The following is a 15,037-nucleotide window of genomic DNA, read 5'->3' as shown; positions in this document are numbered from 1 at the left end:
GTTGGCGTTGCAGTATCAACCCTGCTGGCAACCCTCGCCCATGGCGCGGTACTGAATAGTGTGCACCTGGCCTTGGTGGTCTTCGTAGGTCATGGTCGCAGGCACTACTTCGCAGACATTGGGGATGGTCGACAGGTTGATGACCCGCTTGATATCCAGGTTCATGGAGTAGTCGTATTGCTGGGCCACGGGCTCGTTGGAGACAGGTTTGACCTCATCGGCGAGGGCGAACGAGGACATACCGACCAATGCAAGAATCAGTAATGGTTTCATGTGGGTTTGCCTATAACGCAATCAAGCTGATCGATTGACTTCTAATGCCGTCACTGGCGCGGAGAAGTTGTCATCGACTGCAAAGATGACACGAAGTACCGATCCCGCTTCGTCGTACTGCTGGTGGGATGAGTAAAAGTCTACTCCCGGTTTGCAATAGTTGAACCCCGAAGTCGGATATTCACCCTTGCCGGTTTTGCAACAATCTGCGACATAATGGGTTAGGAATAGTGGGCTAGAGCCTCTGGCACGTACCTGCCCAACTTGGCTGTTTAAACACGGGATACACGCCATTTCTGATTATCTGCATTGCTCCGAGTTGTCGGACACGGAGCGTCGCCTGCTCGATCACTTCTACCGCCAGCACGGCTCCCCCATGCGCGCAGCACGTGATGCTGCACTGTGGGTGGCGCGGGCCAGCGGCATCATTGCAGGCATGAGCCTGACCGCTGTCGGCGATGGCTTCTGGCTGACCGGGCTGTTCGTCGCCCCGCCACAGCGTGGCCAGGGTGTCGCCGGGCGGCTGATCGACAGTGCGTTGGTGCAAGCGGCTGGGCCGACCTGGCTGTTTTGCCACCCCGACCTTGTGCCCTTTTACCAGCGCCTGGGCTTCGACGAGGCGCAAACGCTACCCGAGCCCCTGGCCGCGCGCCTGCAGCGCTACCAACGCAGCAAGCGCCTGGTGGCCTTGGTGCGCGGTCAGTCGTCGCTGGCGTCCAGCCCGGGGAACAGCACCTCGGTGTAACCGAATTTGGCGAAATCCTGGATGCGCGAGGGGTACAGCCGGCCGATCAGGTGGTCGCACTCGTGCTGCACCACACGTGCATGGAAGCCATCGGCAAAGCGGTTGATCGGGTTGCCCTGAGGGTCGAGGCCTTCGTAGCGAATGTGCTGGTAACGCGGTACTACACCGCGCAGGCCGGGCACCGACAGGCAGCCCTCCCAACCGTCCTCGACCTCGCTCGACATCGGCGTGATCAGCGGGTTGAGCAGGATGGTCTGCGGCACTGGTTCGGCATCCGGGTAACGCTCGCTGCGTTCGAAGCCGAAGATGACCAGTTGCAGGTCGATGCCGATCTGCGGCGCAGCCAAACCCACTCCCCCGACATGGCGCATGGTCTCGAACATGTCATCGATCAGTTGCTGCAGTTCAGCGCTGCCGATCATCTGCGGGGGCACGGGCGGGGCGATGCGCAGCAAGCGTTCGTCGCCCATCTTGAGAATGTCACGGATCATCGGGGATTCGGCTCGGTGGTTTGCGGCTCGACGGGGTGTTCATGGCCGAGCACAGTGATGGTTTCCTTGGGCTTATCGCCGTCGAAATCCTTTTCGCCAGGGTTCTTGCCCTCGGCCGACATGTGTTCGATCACGGCGTTCATTTCCGCGCCAAGCAACAGCACGGCGGCAGAAATGTAGAAATACAGCAACAGCACGATGATTGCACCGATGCTGCCATACATGGCGTTGTAATCGGCAAAGGTTTTCACGTAGTAGGCAAAGCCCAGGGAGGCGACGATCCACACCACCACGGCCAGCACCGAGCCTGGGGTGATGAAGCGAAACTTCTGCTTAACATCGGGCATCACGTAATAGATCAACGCCACCGCCACCATCATCAGGATGATGATCGCCGGCCAGCGCAGGATGGTCCACACCGTGACGATGACTTCCTGCATGCCGACCTGGGCGGCAATCCACTCCATCACCTGCGGCCCCAGCACCATCAGCGCGGCGGCGGCCAGCAGCATGACGGCGATGCCCACGGTGTAGAAGATGGACAGCGGTATGCGCTTCCATACCGGGCGGCCTTCGGGTACGTCATAGGCGGCGTTCATGGCGCTCATCATCAGCCGCACACCTGCCGAGGCAGTCCACAGGGCAATCACGATACCCACCGACAACAGCCCACCCTTGGACTGTTGCAACTGGTCGATCACCGGGTTCACCTGTTCAAGGGCCTGCGGCGGCAGCACCAATTCTGATTGCAGGCGTAGCCAGGAAAAGAAATCTGGCAAATGCAGGAAGCCGATCAGGGCAATCAGAAACAACAGGAAGGGGAACAGCGAAAACAGCATCTGGTAGGCCAGCGCGGACGCATAGGTGGACATCTCGTCGTCAAGAAACTCTTTGACGGTGCGCACCAGCACGCGGTGCAAGGGCAAACCTTGCAGGGCGGAAAAAATCATAGCGTCTCCTTTCGCCGCTCGATCGATACAACAGACAAGTCTAATAGACCACGCCGTTGCTGTGCTGCTCCCGAGGGTTTAAAAGAAAATGCCTACGTTAAACACAATCCTTGTAGGAGCAGCCTTGCGCTGCGAAGAGGCCCGTAGCAACTTACATAATAGTCATTGCTATCACTGGCCTCTTCGCAGCACAAGGCTGCTCCTACAGGGCGACGCCTACACCCTGGTGAACAGGGCAGGATGCATCAAGGCTTTTTCACAGCGTCCTTCACATCGCCTTTGATCTGCTGGGCTTCACCCTTCAGTTCCTGCGCCTTGCCTTCGGCCTTGAGCTTTTCATTGTCGGTCACTTTGCCGATGCCTTGTTTCACGTTACCGATTGCTTCGTTGGCCAAGCCTTTCGCTTTGTCTTTAGTACCGCTCATGGCAAAACTCCTGCAAATGGAGACACGTGAACCGTGTCGACAGTCTGTGGACCTGAGGCCCTTCGCAAGAGTTTCAACCAATTTGCCACGATCAAGCCGAGCGGCAAATCTGCGGGCGAATACCGCACCAATTCCCGCCAACCACCTGCGCAGGGTCGGCTGCCTGCCCTAGAATCCCCGCATACGACCGCCTGCAATAAAAACAACGACTTATCGGAAAACCCGCCCCATGCGTTTGATGCCTGTGCTCGTGGCCATGCTGCCACTGCTCCCCCTGCCTGCCCTCGCCGCCTCGCCGGCCGTCACCGAAGCCCTGCGCGTCGAGCGCTATGCCGATGACGGCAAACCCGGCAGCCTGCGCTGGGCGATCGAGACCAGCAACCAGAACCCCGGCCACTACCGCATCGAGATTGCCGCAGTGGGCCAGGCGCCCTATGTGATTAAACCCACGCGCGCGCTGCCTGAAATCAAAGGTCCGGTGAGCATTACCGGCCTGGCTTGGGCCCGCGACGGCCAGTACATCGCCATCGACGGCTCGGGCTATATCAAAGACCAGGGCGTGCACACCTGCCCCGGCGCCCTGCCCGGCCAGTTCGGCACCAACGTACGCACCACAACCCACCCGGGCCTGGTGCTGCGCGACACCCAGGGCGTGCACCTGAGCGGCCTGGAAGTGCGCAACTTCTGCATCGGCATCCTGGTCAACCGCGCCAGCGGCAACGTCATCGAAGACAACCGCGTCATCGCCAACAAAGGCGGCGCCGGCATCATGCTCACCGGTGACGACGGCGCCGGTAACCCCACCGCCACCAGCACGGTCAACAACAAGGTGCTGCGCAACCAGTTGATCGACAACGGCGACGGCCTGGAGCTGACGCGTGGTGCGGCCTTCAACCTGGTGGCGGACAACCTGTTCCGCTCCACACCGGCCAACCCCGAGCCGTCCCAGGGCATCGAGATTCTGCTGGGCAATGACAACACGGTGGTGCGCAACCGTTTCGAGCACTACTCGGACGGCCTGCAGATCAACTGGGGCAACCGCAACTACCTGGGCGCCAACACCTTCACCGGTAACTCGATCGGCGTCAGCGTCACCGGCGAGGGCAACATCCTCGATGGCAACCTGATCCACGGCAACCGCATCGGCGTGGCCTTGCGCCCAGAGCCGAGCGTCACCGCCACACGCCTGAGCGCCAACCGCATTTGGAATAACAGCCAGGACATCCGCCGCTGCGAGGCCGGTGGCTCCTGTGTGCCGAACCAGCGCACCGGCGCCATCGTCTTCGGCGTGCCGGCGCAGGCGCATGCGTTGTATGAAGGGTCGCGCGGGGTGGGTGCGGAGCTGGCGAAGAAGGACCAAGCGATCATCTGCGATGCCAAGGGCGAACCCAAGCCTTGCCAACCGTTGCCTAACCACAACCAGCAGCCACCTCGGCTGATTGCGCTTGAGGGAAATGTGATTCGCGGCGAAGTGCAGGGGCCGGCGTCGAGCCTGTTGCGCGTCGAGTTGTTCGGCAATGCGCAGGCTGCGGGCAGCGAAGCGGAGCAGTATCTTGGGGAAGTGATGGTGAACAGCGATGCCCAGGGGCAGGCGCGGTTTGCACATCCGCTGGAGAATATCGGCGGGTTGCGCAGCTTTACCGCGACGGTGACCACTGCCGATGGGGCCACTTCCGAGTTGAGCCGGCCGGTGAGTCGCTGAAGCAAATGGCCTCTTCGCGGGGCAAGCCCGCTCCCACAGGTATACGATCACCACTGAGAACAGTGGTGTAACCTGTGGGAGCGGGCTTGCCCCGCGAAGAGGCCGGCCCAGGCAAAGCAACTGGCAAACCTTGCTCAGCTAACCGCCACCCCTCACAATGCAGGCCTTATCACGCGTCAACCCGCAGGAACCTGCATGAAACTCGACAAACCCGCCGCCATCGCCCGGCGCAACGAAGCACTGGCCCGGCCCGTGCTGACCAGCAGCAACACCCTGTTCGCCATCCTCGACCCCAAACGCAACCTGTGGTGGTTCGAAGTGCCGGTAGCGCTGTTGGGCAAAGGCCAACCCGATTGGGTCAACCTGCTGCTGCACACCCCGGACAGCGATGAGCTGCAGCACCTGAAAGTACCGACCAACTTCCTCAAGGCTCACCTGGAGCAGATGGAAGTGCGCAAGCCGGGCAAACGCCGTTCGACCATCAGCCTGGCCCTGAGCGCCGACCGCGACTCGCTGCTGCGCGACACCCGCCCGGGTGGCGAGCAGCTGGACTTCCGTACGTTCGTGCAGGCCTGATCAGACCCGCTCGATGCGATCGTCATGGATGACGATGCGGCCTTGCTTGAACAATGCACCAATGGCCTTCTTGAAGTTGCCCTTGCTGACGTTGAACAACTTGGTGATCACTGCCGGGTCGCTCTTGTCGCACACCGGCAGCACACCGCCTTCGGCGTCCAGCCGCGCCATGATCTGCTCCTGCAGGCTGTCAGCCAGGGCCGCGCCCACCGGTTGCAGGCTGAGGGCGATTTTGCCGTCGTGGCGGATTTCCTTGATGAAGCCCTTCTCGTGCATCCCCGAACGCAGGAACTTGAACACCTCGTTCTTGTGGATCAGGCCCCAGTGGCGGTTGTTGATGATCGCCTTGAAGCCCATCGGCGTCTCGCCGGCCACCAGTAGCTCGACCGGCTGGCCGACCTGGTAATCGGCCGGGGTACGGTCCAGGTAGCGGTCCAGGCGCGCGGTCGCGGTGATGCGGCGGGTACGCTTGTCGAGGTACGCGTGCACCACGCAGTAGTCGCCGATCTTCAGTGGCCGCAACTCTTCCGAGTAAGGCATCAGCAGGTCCTTGGACAGGCCCCAATCCAGGAAGATACCGGCACCATTGATGTCCTTGACCTTGAGGCTGGCGAACTCACCGACCTGCACCTTCGGCTTCTCGGTGGTAGCAATCAGCTGGTCTTCGCTGTCCAGGTAGATGAACACGTTCAACCAATCGTCTACCTCGGTCTCGGCGTTCTTCGGGATGTAACGCCCCGGCAGCAGGATCTCGCCATCGGCGCCGCCGTCCAGGTAGAGGCCGAATTCCACGTGTTTAACGATTTGCAAACTGTTGTAACGCCCAAGCAGAGCCATTTCCGATGTTCCTCAAGACAAGACGGCTATTCTACACCTGAAGCCACCGTACTGCCCGACCGCTGATTCGGTGGAACCGTCATCTTCCCCCTTGCGTCTACCGACTGGCCAGCCACTGCAAGGATCAGCACATGCCTCGACGCCTGCTCAAGCCCCTGCTCATCACCGTCGCGCTCGCCCTGGCCCTGGTCGCGTGCAGCCGCATCGACCTGGCCTACCGCAACCTGGACCGCCTGGTGCCGTGGTCGCTCGGTGACTACCTGGACATGAACCGCGACCAGAAGGTGCTGCTCGACGAGCGGCTCAGGCAGCACCTGGCCTGGCATTGCAAAACCCAACTGCCCAGTTACCTCGACTGGCTGGACCGGGTGCGGGCCATGGTCGCCGAAGACCAGGTGACCGACCAGGCGTTGCAGCAGCGCACCCGCGAAGCGCGCGAGGCGATTGGCCGGGTTGCCGAAGAAATCACCCCCTCCGCCACCGAACTGCTGCGTGGCATGAGCGACGCGCAGGTGGCGGAAATGCGCGAGGCGTTCCGCGACGACATCAGCGAACGGCAAAAGCAGTATGTCGATACGCCTTTGCCCAAGCAGATTGCCCGCCGTGCCGAGCGCATGGAAAAACGCCTGACGCCGTGGCTGGGTGAACTCAACGCAGCGCAACGGCTACGCGTGCTGACCTGGTCACAGGCGCTGGGCGATCAGAACCGCCAGTGGATCGCCAACCGTGCCCACTGGCAGCAACAGCTGGTGCTGGCGATGGACAAACGCAGCGATGCCAGCTTCGAACCGCGCCTGGCGCAGTTGCTGCAGCGTAAAGAGAGCCTGTGGACCCCGGAATACCGCATCGCCTACCAGAACACCGAGCTGCAAGCACGCAGGTTGCTGGTCGACCTGATGCAATTGAGTACGCCGGAGCAGCGGCAGCTGCTGCAGGCGCGATTGAGCAAGGTGCGCACCGATTTCAGCGAGTTGAAGTGCCTGAAGGGCTGAAACCCCAGACGTGCGTGGCGCTGATACTTTGCGGCCGCAGCGCAGCCCCAGGGGTTACCGCACCTTACGCCGATACGGGAATACATCGATCACCTTCCCGTCGCGAATCGTTGCCTGCAAACCCTTCCAGTAATCCGCGTCATACAACTCACCATGCAAGCGGCTGAACAAACGCCGCTGGCCCATATCGGCAAACAGAAACGGCGGGAACTCTTCGGGGAACACGTCATGCGGCCCGATCGAGTACCACGGCTCGCCTGACATTTCGTCTTCCGGGTAGCGCGGTGGCGGTATATGACGGAAGTTCACCTCGGTCAGAAAACAGATTTCGTCATAGTCGTAAAACACCACCCGGCCATGGCGGGTGACGCCAAAGTTTTTCAGCAACATGTCACCGGGAAAGATGTTCGCCGCCGCCAGTTGCTTGATGGCCAAGCCGTAATCCTCCAGCGCTTCGAGCACTTGGCCTTCGCTGGCGTGCTCCAGGTAAAGGTTGAGGGGCGTCATGCGCCGCTCGGTCCAGCAGTGGCGGATCAGCACCGAGTCGCCTTCCAGGGCGACCGTGGACGGCGCCACTTCCAGCAGCTCGGCCAGGCATTCTGGTTCGAACTTGCTACGCGGAAAGCGAAAATCGGCGAACTCCTGGGTATCGGCCATGCGCCCTACCCGATCGACGCTTTTCACCAGGCGGTATTTGTCGATCACGGTGGCACGGTCAACGGTTTTCGACGGTGAAAAGCGGTCCTTGATGATCTTGAACACGGTATTGAAGCCCGGCAGCGTGAACACGCTCATGACCATCCCCCGCACCCCAGGCGCCATGATGAAGCGGTCGTCACTGTTGGCCAGGTGGTTGATCAGTGCCCGGTAGAACTCCGACTTGCCATGCTTGTAGAAACCGATCGAGGTGTACAACTCGGCAATGTGCTTGCCGGGCAAGATGCGCTTGAGGAAGTTGACGAACTCCGCCGGCACCGGCACATCGACCATGAAGTAAGAGCGGGTGAAGGAGAAGATGATCGACACCTCCGCCTCGTCGGTGATCAGCGCATCGGCCTCGATGCCATGGCCTTCGCGGTGCAACAAAGGGATCACCAGCGGCCACTGCTCGTCGCGGGTGTACAGGCGGCCGACCAGGTAGGCGCCCTTGTTGCGGTACAACACCGGCGAAAACAGCTCGACCGCCAGGGCCGGGTCCTTGCACACCCAGTCCGGCAGGCATTCGCGCAGTTGTTCTTCCAGCCGTGTCAGGTCGCCCTCAAGGTCACCATAGGGCACATCGAACGGGTAATCGGCGAAGATCGCCCGCAGCAGGCCCTTGAGCCCGTCCTCAAGCTGATAGGTGCGGGTTTGCGCCGCGCGCTCGTGGCTGCGCAGGGAAGGCCGGGTGGTGTGGATGAACATGCAGCCGTCGCTGATCTGGTCATGGCTGAACAGACTGCAGAACAGCGAGTTGTACCAGGTCTCGGACAACTCGTCGTCGAGCCGTGGGTCGATCAGGTGGATGTAGGCGCTCTTGACCAGCGGCCACTGCTCCACATCCAGCAGCACCTCATCGGCAACGCTCTGCCGTAGCCGGCCGTTGGCCTCGGCCACCTTTTCTTCATAGAGGTTGATACGCGCCGCCGCTGCGCGCTGGATGTCTTGCCAGCGCGCCTGCTCGAAGCGCTCACGGGCGCCGAGGGTGATGCGCCGAAAGTGTTCGCGGTAGTCATCGAAGCCATCGAGGATCATCCGGGCGATTTCGCTGGCAGGCCAGTGCTGGGACATGCAGGGCATCTCGGTGCAGGGTGAGAGATACAGCTTAGCCGGTCCACAGCCCGCCTAGATTCACAGCGCAAGAAAGCACAAGAATCCCACTCCCCCCTGGCGTAAACTCGCGCCCTGCCCAAAACCCGGAGACCGTTGTGACCCCCATTGCCCTAGCCCGCCTGCTGACCCTTGCCGCTGTCTGGGGGGCGAGTTTTTTGTTCATGCGCATCATCGCCCCCGAACTCGGCACCGTGCCGACCGCGTTCTTCCGCGTGTCGATCGCCTGCCTGGGCCTGGTCGCCATCGTCGCCGCCGCGCGGGTACGCTGGGACTTCCAAGGCAAGCTCGGCGCCTGCCTGGTGCTGGGCATGATCAACTCGGGCATCCCCGCGACGTTCTACTCCGTGGCCGCGCAAGTACTGCCAGCTGGCTACTCGGCGATTTTCAACGCCACCACACCGCTGATGGGCGTACTGATCGGCGTGCTGTTCTTCCGTGAACCGATGACCCTGCCCAAGCTCTGCGGCATCTTCCTGGGCCTGTTCGGCGTCGGCATAGTCAGCGGCGCTGGCCCCGTCGCGCTGGACCTGGCCTTGCTGCAAGGCGCCCTCGCCTGCCTGGCGGCCACCACCTGTTATGGCTTCGCCGGCTTTCTCGCCCGCCGCTGGGTCAGCGGCCTGGACAGCCGCCTCTCGGCCCTGGGCAGCATGCTCGGCGCCACGCTACTGCTGAGCCCGCTGTTCGCCTGGAGCGCCTTGGCTCAGCCGCCTGCCAGCTGGGGCGGCTGGCAGGTGTGGCTGTCGCTGCTCGGGTTGGGCCTGCTGTGCACCGCATTCGCTTATATCCTGTACTTCCGCCTGCTCGAAGAAATTGGCCCGGTCAAGGCCAGCACCGTGACCTTCCTGATCCCGGTATTCGGCGTATTGTGGGGGGCATGGTTGCTGGATGAACCGCTGTCGATGGCGCACCTGTACGGCGGTGTGTTGATTGGCGCGGCCTTGTGGCTGGTGCTGCGGCCGACGCGCAATTGAAGCGGGGCACACGATGAACAGTGCATACAAGAAGGTGTTGTTCCGCCTGGTACAGGACGCAGACGGTTACCCGCCGGCCTCGGTCGAGGGCCTGTGGGCCAAGGCAGTCGAGGGCGGCTACCAAGTCGATGGCATCCCGTTCTATGTCTACGGCATTGCGCCGGGCGACATCATCGACACGCGGGAGGACAGCGGTGAAACCTGGTTCGACAGCTTGCGCATCAGCAGCGGCCGCTCGGTGTTCCGGGTGATCGTCAAGCCACCGGAAACCCTCGACCAGGTGCGCGCAGCCCTGCAAGACTTTGGCTGCAACTGCGAAGCAGAACAGGCGGTGAGGATGCTTGCCGTCGAAGTCCCCTCGCAGCGCGCGCTCGACACCTTGCTCTACTACCTGCTGACCCAGCGCGAAGCCGACCTGCTGGACTTCGAGGAAGGCGTGCTGCGGCACACCATCCCCGAAGAGTTTCGCTAGCGCGCTACGCTTACGCCTCCGCCAACCGCGCAGCCGGCTTGCGGAACACGAACAGCAAGCCCACCACGATCAGCCCCATCCCCAGCAGGCTCAGCGCTGCCAAACGGTTACCGAAGATCAGGAAGTCCATCACCGCAGTCACCGCAGGCACCAGGTAGAACAGGCTGGTGACATTGACCAGATTGCCCTTGGCGATCAGGCGATACAACAGCAGGGTCGCCAGCAACGACACCACCAGCCCCATCCACAGCAATGCACCGACGAAGCCGCCGGTCCACTGCACGTGCAACGGCTGCAAGGGGGCGAACAACGCGCACAGGGCAAACCCTGCCAGGTACTGCAACGGCAAGGTGCCCATAGGGTTGTCGGTGATGCGTTTCTGCAGGATCGAACCCAAGGTCATGCTGCCCAGCGCCAGCAGCGCGAACAGCATGCCGGCCAGGGACACCCCACCCAGGTTGATGCTTTGATAGACCACCATCACCAGGCCAGCAAGGCCTAGCCCCAGGCCAAACAGCCGGCTCCAGGAACGCTGACGCTCCATCAGTACTACAGTGAGGATCGGTTGCACCCCCATCACCGTGGCCATCACGCCAGGGGTGACATGGGTATTGAGCGCCAACAGATAGAAGATCTGGTAGGCCCCCAACAACACGCAGCCAGTGCCCAGGGCGCGCAGCACCGCCCCACGACTGCGCGGCCAACGCAGGCCCAACAAGGGGCCGATCATCAACAGGCCCGCAAGGGCCAGCGCCGAGCGCAATAACAGGAAAGCGAACGGGCTGGCGTGCGCCAGGCCCAGCTTGGAGACGATTGCCCCGCTGCTCCACAGCAAGACGAACAGGCTGGTGGTGGCCGCCGAGGCCACGGATGCTTTGGAAATGACAGACATGTATTGCCACCTTTCGGGCGAATGAGCCGAACGGAGGGCGTACGCTTCAGCGAGGGAGGTAGCCGACCGTGTTCAGTAGGTTGCGAGTGCGGTGGGCAGCGGCCAGAAGCCGATCAGCCCAGCACGACCACGCAAGGAGGCGGAGCTACGCCGCCTACAACGCCACTGACAGGTGGTGGGTAGTGACTGATCATGGCCGGCTGCTGGCTACCACGCACGACCTCGCCCGCGACTGGCGCGATGGCAAAGCATGAGGTGGAAGGGATGGCTGGCATGAACAGGTCTTCAGGATGAGATCAATGGCCTGGACTATAGCCCGGCGTTTTCTGGCTGGCAACTGGCTAAACCGACCTTTGTAGGCGCGGCCGTTGGTTAATTTTTCACCGCCTTGGCTCGTCTGAATGCGAAACGCCGCACGCATTCACCCGCTCCGAGGACCACTCATGAACGCAAAAGCCTGGCTCTACCGGCCAGCCCAGATCACCTGCCTGCTGCTGGTCAGCGCCTACGCCCACGCGGCCCAGCCAGGTGATGTTTTCCAGGACTGCAAGGACTGCCCAGAGATGGTGGTACTGCCCGCCGGCAGCTACGTGATGGGCGCACCCGATGACGAAGCCGGCCGCCAGCCCGACGAAGGCCCGCTGCACACCGTGACCTTCGCCAAGCCTTTCGCGATGAGCCGCTACCAGGTCACCGCCGGCGAGTTGGACGCCTACATCAAGGCCACCGGCACCGTCATCAAGAGCGGCGACGACCGCCCCGGCCGCTGGTGCGAAGCCAGCAAGCCCACCTACAAACAAACGGCCCGCCAACCTGCGGTGTGCGTCGACTATGACGAAGTCCAGGCCTACACCGTATGGCTGGCAAAAAAAACCGGCAAGCCCTACCGCATGGTCAGCGAGGCTGAACGTGAATACGCCGCCCGCGGCGGCTCTACCGGCCCGTTCCCCTTCCCGTTCGACGAGCCGGGCAAGTACGAGATCAGCAAGCACGCCAACACCTACGGCCCCCGTGACGGCTACACCTTCACCGCCCCCGTGGGCAGCTACCCGGCCAATGCCTTCGGCATGTACGACATGCACGGCAACGTCTACGAGTGGGTCGCCGACTGCTACCACGAAAGCTACGAAGGCGCCCCCAGCGACGGCAGCGCCTGGATCCAGGACCCCAAGTGCATCCGCGCGCACATGCGCGGCAACGACTGGGGCGAGCCACCGATCTTCTCGCGCTCGGCCAACCGCAACGACCGCCTCAAGACCACCCGTGGCGACTTCCTCGGCTTTCGCGTAGCCCGCGAACTCTGAACGTTGTGACGCGGTTAACAGCACCTGCGGAAAAACAGTCAATAAGAATCGTTCCGGTTTTTCACAGGTGCTGCGTCACATACAGCACATAGAAAAAAACCCCTCTGCCAACGAGAACGCAACAGATGTCCATGCCATTGCCCAGTGCGCTCAACCCGCTTGCCAAAGCCTTACTGATTCGTCATTCCCTTCGCCCCCAGCGTGCGCTGTCACGCATTGGCCTGGGCCTGGCGCTGTCCTCTGCGCTGGTTGCACAGGTGCAGGCACAGGAATGGACCCTGGATATTCCGGCGCAGTCGATGAACTCGGCGCTGCAGGCGCTGGCCAAGCAGACGGATACTCAACTGCTGTACAGCCCACAAGATATCAGTGGGCTGCGTTCTTCGGCACTGAAGGGGCGCCATGACCTGGCGTCATCGCTGCGCATCCTGTTGCAAGGGACGGGGTTGAGGTACCAGATTGATGGCAACTCGGCGACGGTGACAGCGAGTTCGGCCGCAAAGGAAGGCCAGGTCGAGCTTTCGGCGACCAACGTCAATAGCGTGGGCCTCGGCGCTACTACCGAAGGCACCGGTTCGTACACCACAGGTATCACCAGTACAGCCACGAAGATGAACCTGTCGCTTCGTGAAACGCCTCAATCGGTCACCGTGATGACGCGTCAACGCATGGATGATCAACACCTCAGCGCCATCACCGATGTGCTCAAAGAGACCCCAGGGATCACCATGTCCCAGGATGGCGGGGAGCGCTTCAACATCTACTCTCGCGGGAGTGCCATCGATACCTACCAGTTCGACGGCGTCAATACCAGCCAGGAAAACCAGACGCGCAACATGCCCAGCACGCTGCTGGACATGGCCTTGTATGACCGGGTCGAGATCGTCCGTGGCGCCACGGGCCTGATGACCGGTGCCGGCGAGCCTGGCGGCGTGATCAACTTGATCCGCAAGAAGCCGACCCGCGAGTTCAAATCCTATGTCAAGGGCAGTGTTGGATCCTGGGATAACTACCGCAGCGAAGTCGATGTCTCCGGCCCACTGACAGAAACAGGTAACGTCCGAGGGCGCATGGTTGCGGCCAAGCAAGACAACCACACGTTCATGGACTGGTATGACCAGAAGCGGGAAATCCTCTACGGCGTCGTTGAAGCCGACCTGACCGACACAACCCTCGTGCGTTTTGGTGTCGACTACCAGAAGTACAAATCGACGGGCGCGCCGGGTGTCCCACTGCTGTTCACCAATGGCAAGCAAACCGATTTCTCGCGATCCACCAGCTCTGGCGCTCGGTGGATGTACGATGATTTCGAGACCATGAACTACACGGCGACCTTGGAGCAGCAGTTGGTCAACGACTGGAAGCTCAGGGTGGTGGCCAATTACATGGACGTCGATCGCGATGCTGACCTGGGCTGGTACCGCAGCACGTCCGGGGTCACGTACTTGAACGAGGAAACCGGCGCTGCAAGCGCCGAACGGGCAAAGATTTCCGCCGATCAAACCCAGAAGGGCTTGGACGTCAACCTCGCCGGCACTTACGAGCTGTTCGGCCGTTCCCACGACTTGGTCGTGGGGTACAACTATTCCGAATATGAAAACGACCACCACTCGCAGACCGGTGGTATCGCCACGTTCAATTTCTACACCTGGGATAACTACCTGGCCCGCGACGGCTACCGGCCCTCTCTGATTTTCAACATCAAGACACGACAAAGCGGTTACTTCGTGGCCAACCGTTTCAACATTACCGATGACCTGCACCTGCTGCTGGGTGCACGGGTTTCGCAATACACTTACGACTCCGACCTGACCTCGCTGATTGCCAACACCAACACGGTCAGCAAGATGCGTGAAACCGGCCAGGTAACCCCCTATGCCGGTGTGGTCTACGACCTGACCCCTGAACAGTCTGTCTATGTCAGCTATACCGACATCTTCAAGCCGCAGACGTCGATGGACAAAGACGGCAAGGTACTCGAGCCTGTGGTCGGCAAGAACTACGAATTGGGTTGGAAAGGCGAGTTCTTCGATGGCCGCCTGAATACCAGCGCCGCCGTGTTCATGGTAGAGCGGGACAACTTCGCCGAAATTGATCCGGGCCAACTCACACCGACCAATGGCCAGGCGTATCGGGCCGTAGACGGCGCGAAAACCAAGGGCTTCGAGTTTGAAATCGCGGGTGAGATCGCGCCTGGCTGGAATGTCCAAACCGGCTACAGCCATGCCCGTACCGAGAACGCCGACGGCGACCGTCTGACGACCCAATTGCCCATGGACACGTTCCGCCTGTGGAGCACTTATCGCCTCCAGGGCAACTGGGACAAGCTGACCGTAGGCGGCGGCGTCAACTGGGATTCCAGCAAAGCGTTGACGTTCACCAACTTCAACAATGCCAAGGTCAAGGATGACGACTATGCCGTGGCCAGCCTGATGGCGCGTTACCAGGTCACCGACCACTTGGCGGCAACGCTGAATGTGAACAACCTGTTCGACGAAAAGTACTACTCCGGCATGGCCGGCAGTTATGGTCACTATGGTGCACCGCGTAATGCCACGCTCGACCTGCGCTACGACTTCTGATGGCGTTCATCTA

The 15,037-nt window shown here is 61.5% G+C and carries 15 protein-coding genes; 8 read left to right on the top strand and 7 right to left on the bottom strand.

From position 1 onward, the window contains the following. Nucleotides 1-15 precede the first annotated feature (15 nt). Nucleotides 16-273, bottom strand: coding sequence for a DUF2790 domain-containing protein (locus AB7M33_RS15810; RefSeq protein WP_027593162.1), 258 nt, complete (start codon nucleotides 271-273; stop codon nucleotides 16-18). 340 nt (nucleotides 274-613) lie between these two features. Between AB7M33_RS15810 and AB7M33_RS15805 the strand changes: the two genes are divergently transcribed. Then, nucleotides 614-1,018, top strand: coding sequence for a GNAT family N-acetyltransferase (locus AB7M33_RS15805; protein WP_454244227.1), 405 nt, complete (start codon nucleotides 614-616; stop codon nucleotides 1,016-1,018). On the opposite strand, the gene def is transcribed toward AB7M33_RS15805, so the two are convergent. The 3 genes from def to AB7M33_RS15790 all read right to left on the bottom strand — a co-directional run bounded on the left by def (nucleotide 973) and on the right by AB7M33_RS15790 (nucleotide 2,884). Further along, the gene (gene def, locus AB7M33_RS15800) at nucleotides 973-1,509 is read right to left on the bottom strand and encodes a peptide deformylase (RefSeq protein WP_027593164.1); all 537 of its coding nucleotides are present in this window, start codon (nucleotides 1,507-1,509) and stop codon (nucleotides 973-975) included. The genes AB7M33_RS15805 and def overlap by 46 nt on opposite strands. After that, nucleotides 1,506-2,459, bottom strand: a complete 954-nt coding sequence (locus AB7M33_RS15795) for a YihY/virulence factor BrkB family protein (protein WP_027593165.1) — start codon at nucleotides 2,457-2,459, stop codon at nucleotides 1,506-1,508. Before AB7M33_RS15795 ends, def begins: the two co-directional genes overlap by 4 nt. 245 nt (nucleotides 2,460-2,704) lie before the next feature. Then, entirely contained in the window at nucleotides 2,705-2,884 is a 180-nt protein-coding gene (locus AB7M33_RS15790; RefSeq protein WP_099430165.1) for a CsbD family protein, read from the bottom strand. A gap of 229 nt (nucleotides 2,885-3,113) precedes the next feature. Between AB7M33_RS15790 and AB7M33_RS15785 the strand changes: the two genes are divergently transcribed. Together AB7M33_RS15785 and AB7M33_RS15780 are read left to right on the top strand one after the other, a co-directional pair. Beyond that, nucleotides 3,114-4,586, top strand: coding sequence for a right-handed parallel beta-helix repeat-containing protein (locus AB7M33_RS15785; RefSeq protein ID WP_454243098.1), 1,473 nt, complete (start codon nucleotides 3,114-3,116; stop codon nucleotides 4,584-4,586). Nucleotides 4,587-4,781: 195 nt separating this feature from the next. After that, entirely contained in the window at nucleotides 4,782-5,162 is a 381-nt protein-coding gene (locus AB7M33_RS15780; RefSeq protein ID WP_027593168.1) for a hypothetical protein, read from the top strand. On the opposite strand, the gene AB7M33_RS15775 is transcribed toward AB7M33_RS15780, so the two are convergent. Next, nucleotides 5,163-5,999 (bottom strand): CvfB family protein, encoded by an 837-nt coding sequence (locus AB7M33_RS15775; protein ID WP_027593169.1) that lies wholly within the window; start codon nucleotides 5,997-5,999, stop codon nucleotides 5,163-5,165. Between the two features lie 131 nt (nucleotides 6,000-6,130). Here AB7M33_RS15775 and AB7M33_RS15770 point away from each other — a divergent pair, with 131 nt between their 5' ends. Continuing rightward, entirely contained in the window at nucleotides 6,131-6,991 is an 861-nt protein-coding gene (locus tag AB7M33_RS15770; RefSeq protein ID WP_099430167.1) for a DUF6279 family lipoprotein, read from the top strand. 54 nt (nucleotides 6,992-7,045) lie between these two features. On the opposite strand, the gene aceK is transcribed toward AB7M33_RS15770, so the two are convergent. Then, nucleotides 7,046-8,761 carry a bifunctional isocitrate dehydrogenase kinase/phosphatase gene (aceK, locus tag AB7M33_RS15765; protein ID WP_265968496.1) on the bottom strand — a complete coding sequence of 572 codons (1,716 nt, stop codon included), beginning with the start codon at nucleotides 8,759-8,761 and terminating at the stop codon, nucleotides 7,046-7,048. Between the two features lie 137 nt (nucleotides 8,762-8,898). Here aceK and AB7M33_RS15760 point away from each other — a divergent pair, with 137 nt between their 5' ends. Next, on the top strand, nucleotides 8,899-9,774 hold the full coding sequence (locus AB7M33_RS15760; protein ID WP_454243097.1) for a DMT family transporter: 876 nt from the start codon (nucleotides 8,899-8,901) through the stop codon (nucleotides 9,772-9,774). Between the two features lie 13 nt (nucleotides 9,775-9,787). Beyond that, the gene (locus tag AB7M33_RS15755) at nucleotides 9,788-10,246 is read left to right on the top strand and encodes a DUF4265 domain-containing protein (RefSeq protein ID WP_454243096.1); all 459 of its coding nucleotides are present in this window, start codon (nucleotides 9,788-9,790) and stop codon (nucleotides 10,244-10,246) included. A gap of 10 nt (nucleotides 10,247-10,256) precedes the next feature. Here AB7M33_RS15755 and AB7M33_RS15750 read toward each other — a convergent pair whose 3' ends face one another. After that, nucleotides 10,257-11,138: a DMT family transporter gene (locus AB7M33_RS15750; protein ID WP_186681965.1), complete on the bottom strand. Its 882-nt coding sequence runs from the start codon at nucleotides 11,136-11,138 to the stop codon at nucleotides 10,257-10,259. A gap of 443 nt (nucleotides 11,139-11,581) precedes the next feature. Here AB7M33_RS15750 and pvdO point away from each other — a divergent pair, with 443 nt between their 5' ends. Then, entirely contained in the window at nucleotides 11,582-12,442 is an 861-nt protein-coding gene (pvdO, locus tag AB7M33_RS15745; protein WP_454243095.1) for a dihydropyoverdine dehydrogenase, read from the top strand. A 125-nt stretch (nucleotides 12,443-12,567) separates the two neighbouring features. Further along, the gene (locus tag AB7M33_RS15740) at nucleotides 12,568-15,024 is read left to right on the top strand and encodes a TonB-dependent siderophore receptor (RefSeq protein WP_238217037.1); all 2,457 of its coding nucleotides are present in this window, start codon (nucleotides 12,568-12,570) and stop codon (nucleotides 15,022-15,024) included. Nucleotides 15,025-15,037 lie beyond the last annotated feature (13 nt).

Source organism: Pseudomonas sp. Y3 TE3536 (assembly GCF_053629175.1).
This window is presented reverse-complemented; position numbering and strand designations above follow the sequence as displayed.

Bases quoted from the DNA above. Each gene is read 5' to 3' on its own strand.
- AB7M33_RS15810 (WP_027593162.1), bottom strand. From the start codon at position 273: ATGAAACCATTACTGATTCTTGCATTGGTCGGTATGTCCTCGTTCGCC.
- def (WP_027593164.1), bottom strand. From the start codon at position 1,509: ATGATCCGTGACATTCTCAAGATGGGCGACGAACGCTTGCTGCGCATC.
- AB7M33_RS15795 (WP_027593165.1), bottom strand. From the start codon at position 2,459: ATGATTTTTTCCGCCCTGCAAGGTTTGCCCTTGCACCGCGTGCTGGTG.
- AB7M33_RS15790 (WP_099430165.1), bottom strand. From the start codon at position 2,884: ATGAGCGGTACTAAAGACAAAGCGAAAGGCTTGGCCAACGAAGCAATC.
- AB7M33_RS15785 (WP_454243098.1), top strand. From the start codon at position 3,114: ATGCGTTTGATGCCTGTGCTCGTGGCCATGCTGCCACTGCTCCCCCTG.
- AB7M33_RS15780 (WP_027593168.1), top strand. From the start codon at position 4,782: ATGAAACTCGACAAACCCGCCGCCATCGCCCGGCGCAACGAAGCACTG.
- AB7M33_RS15775 (WP_027593169.1), bottom strand. From the start codon at position 5,999: ATGGCTCTGCTTGGGCGTTACAACAGTTTGCAAATCGTTAAACACGTG.
- AB7M33_RS15770 (WP_099430167.1), top strand. From the start codon at position 6,131: ATGCCTCGACGCCTGCTCAAGCCCCTGCTCATCACCGTCGCGCTCGCC.
- aceK (WP_265968496.1), bottom strand. From the start codon at position 8,761: ATGTCCCAGCACTGGCCTGCCAGCGAAATCGCCCGGATGATCCTCGAT.
- AB7M33_RS15755 (WP_454243096.1), top strand. From the start codon at position 9,788: ATGAACAGTGCATACAAGAAGGTGTTGTTCCGCCTGGTACAGGACGCA.
- AB7M33_RS15750 (WP_186681965.1), bottom strand. From the start codon at position 11,138: ATGTCTGTCATTTCCAAAGCATCCGTGGCCTCGGCGGCCACCACCAGC.
- pvdO (WP_454243095.1), top strand. From the start codon at position 11,582: ATGAACGCAAAAGCCTGGCTCTACCGGCCAGCCCAGATCACCTGCCTG.
- AB7M33_RS15740 (WP_238217037.1), top strand. From the start codon at position 12,568: ATGTCCATGCCATTGCCCAGTGCGCTCAACCCGCTTGCCAAAGCCTTA.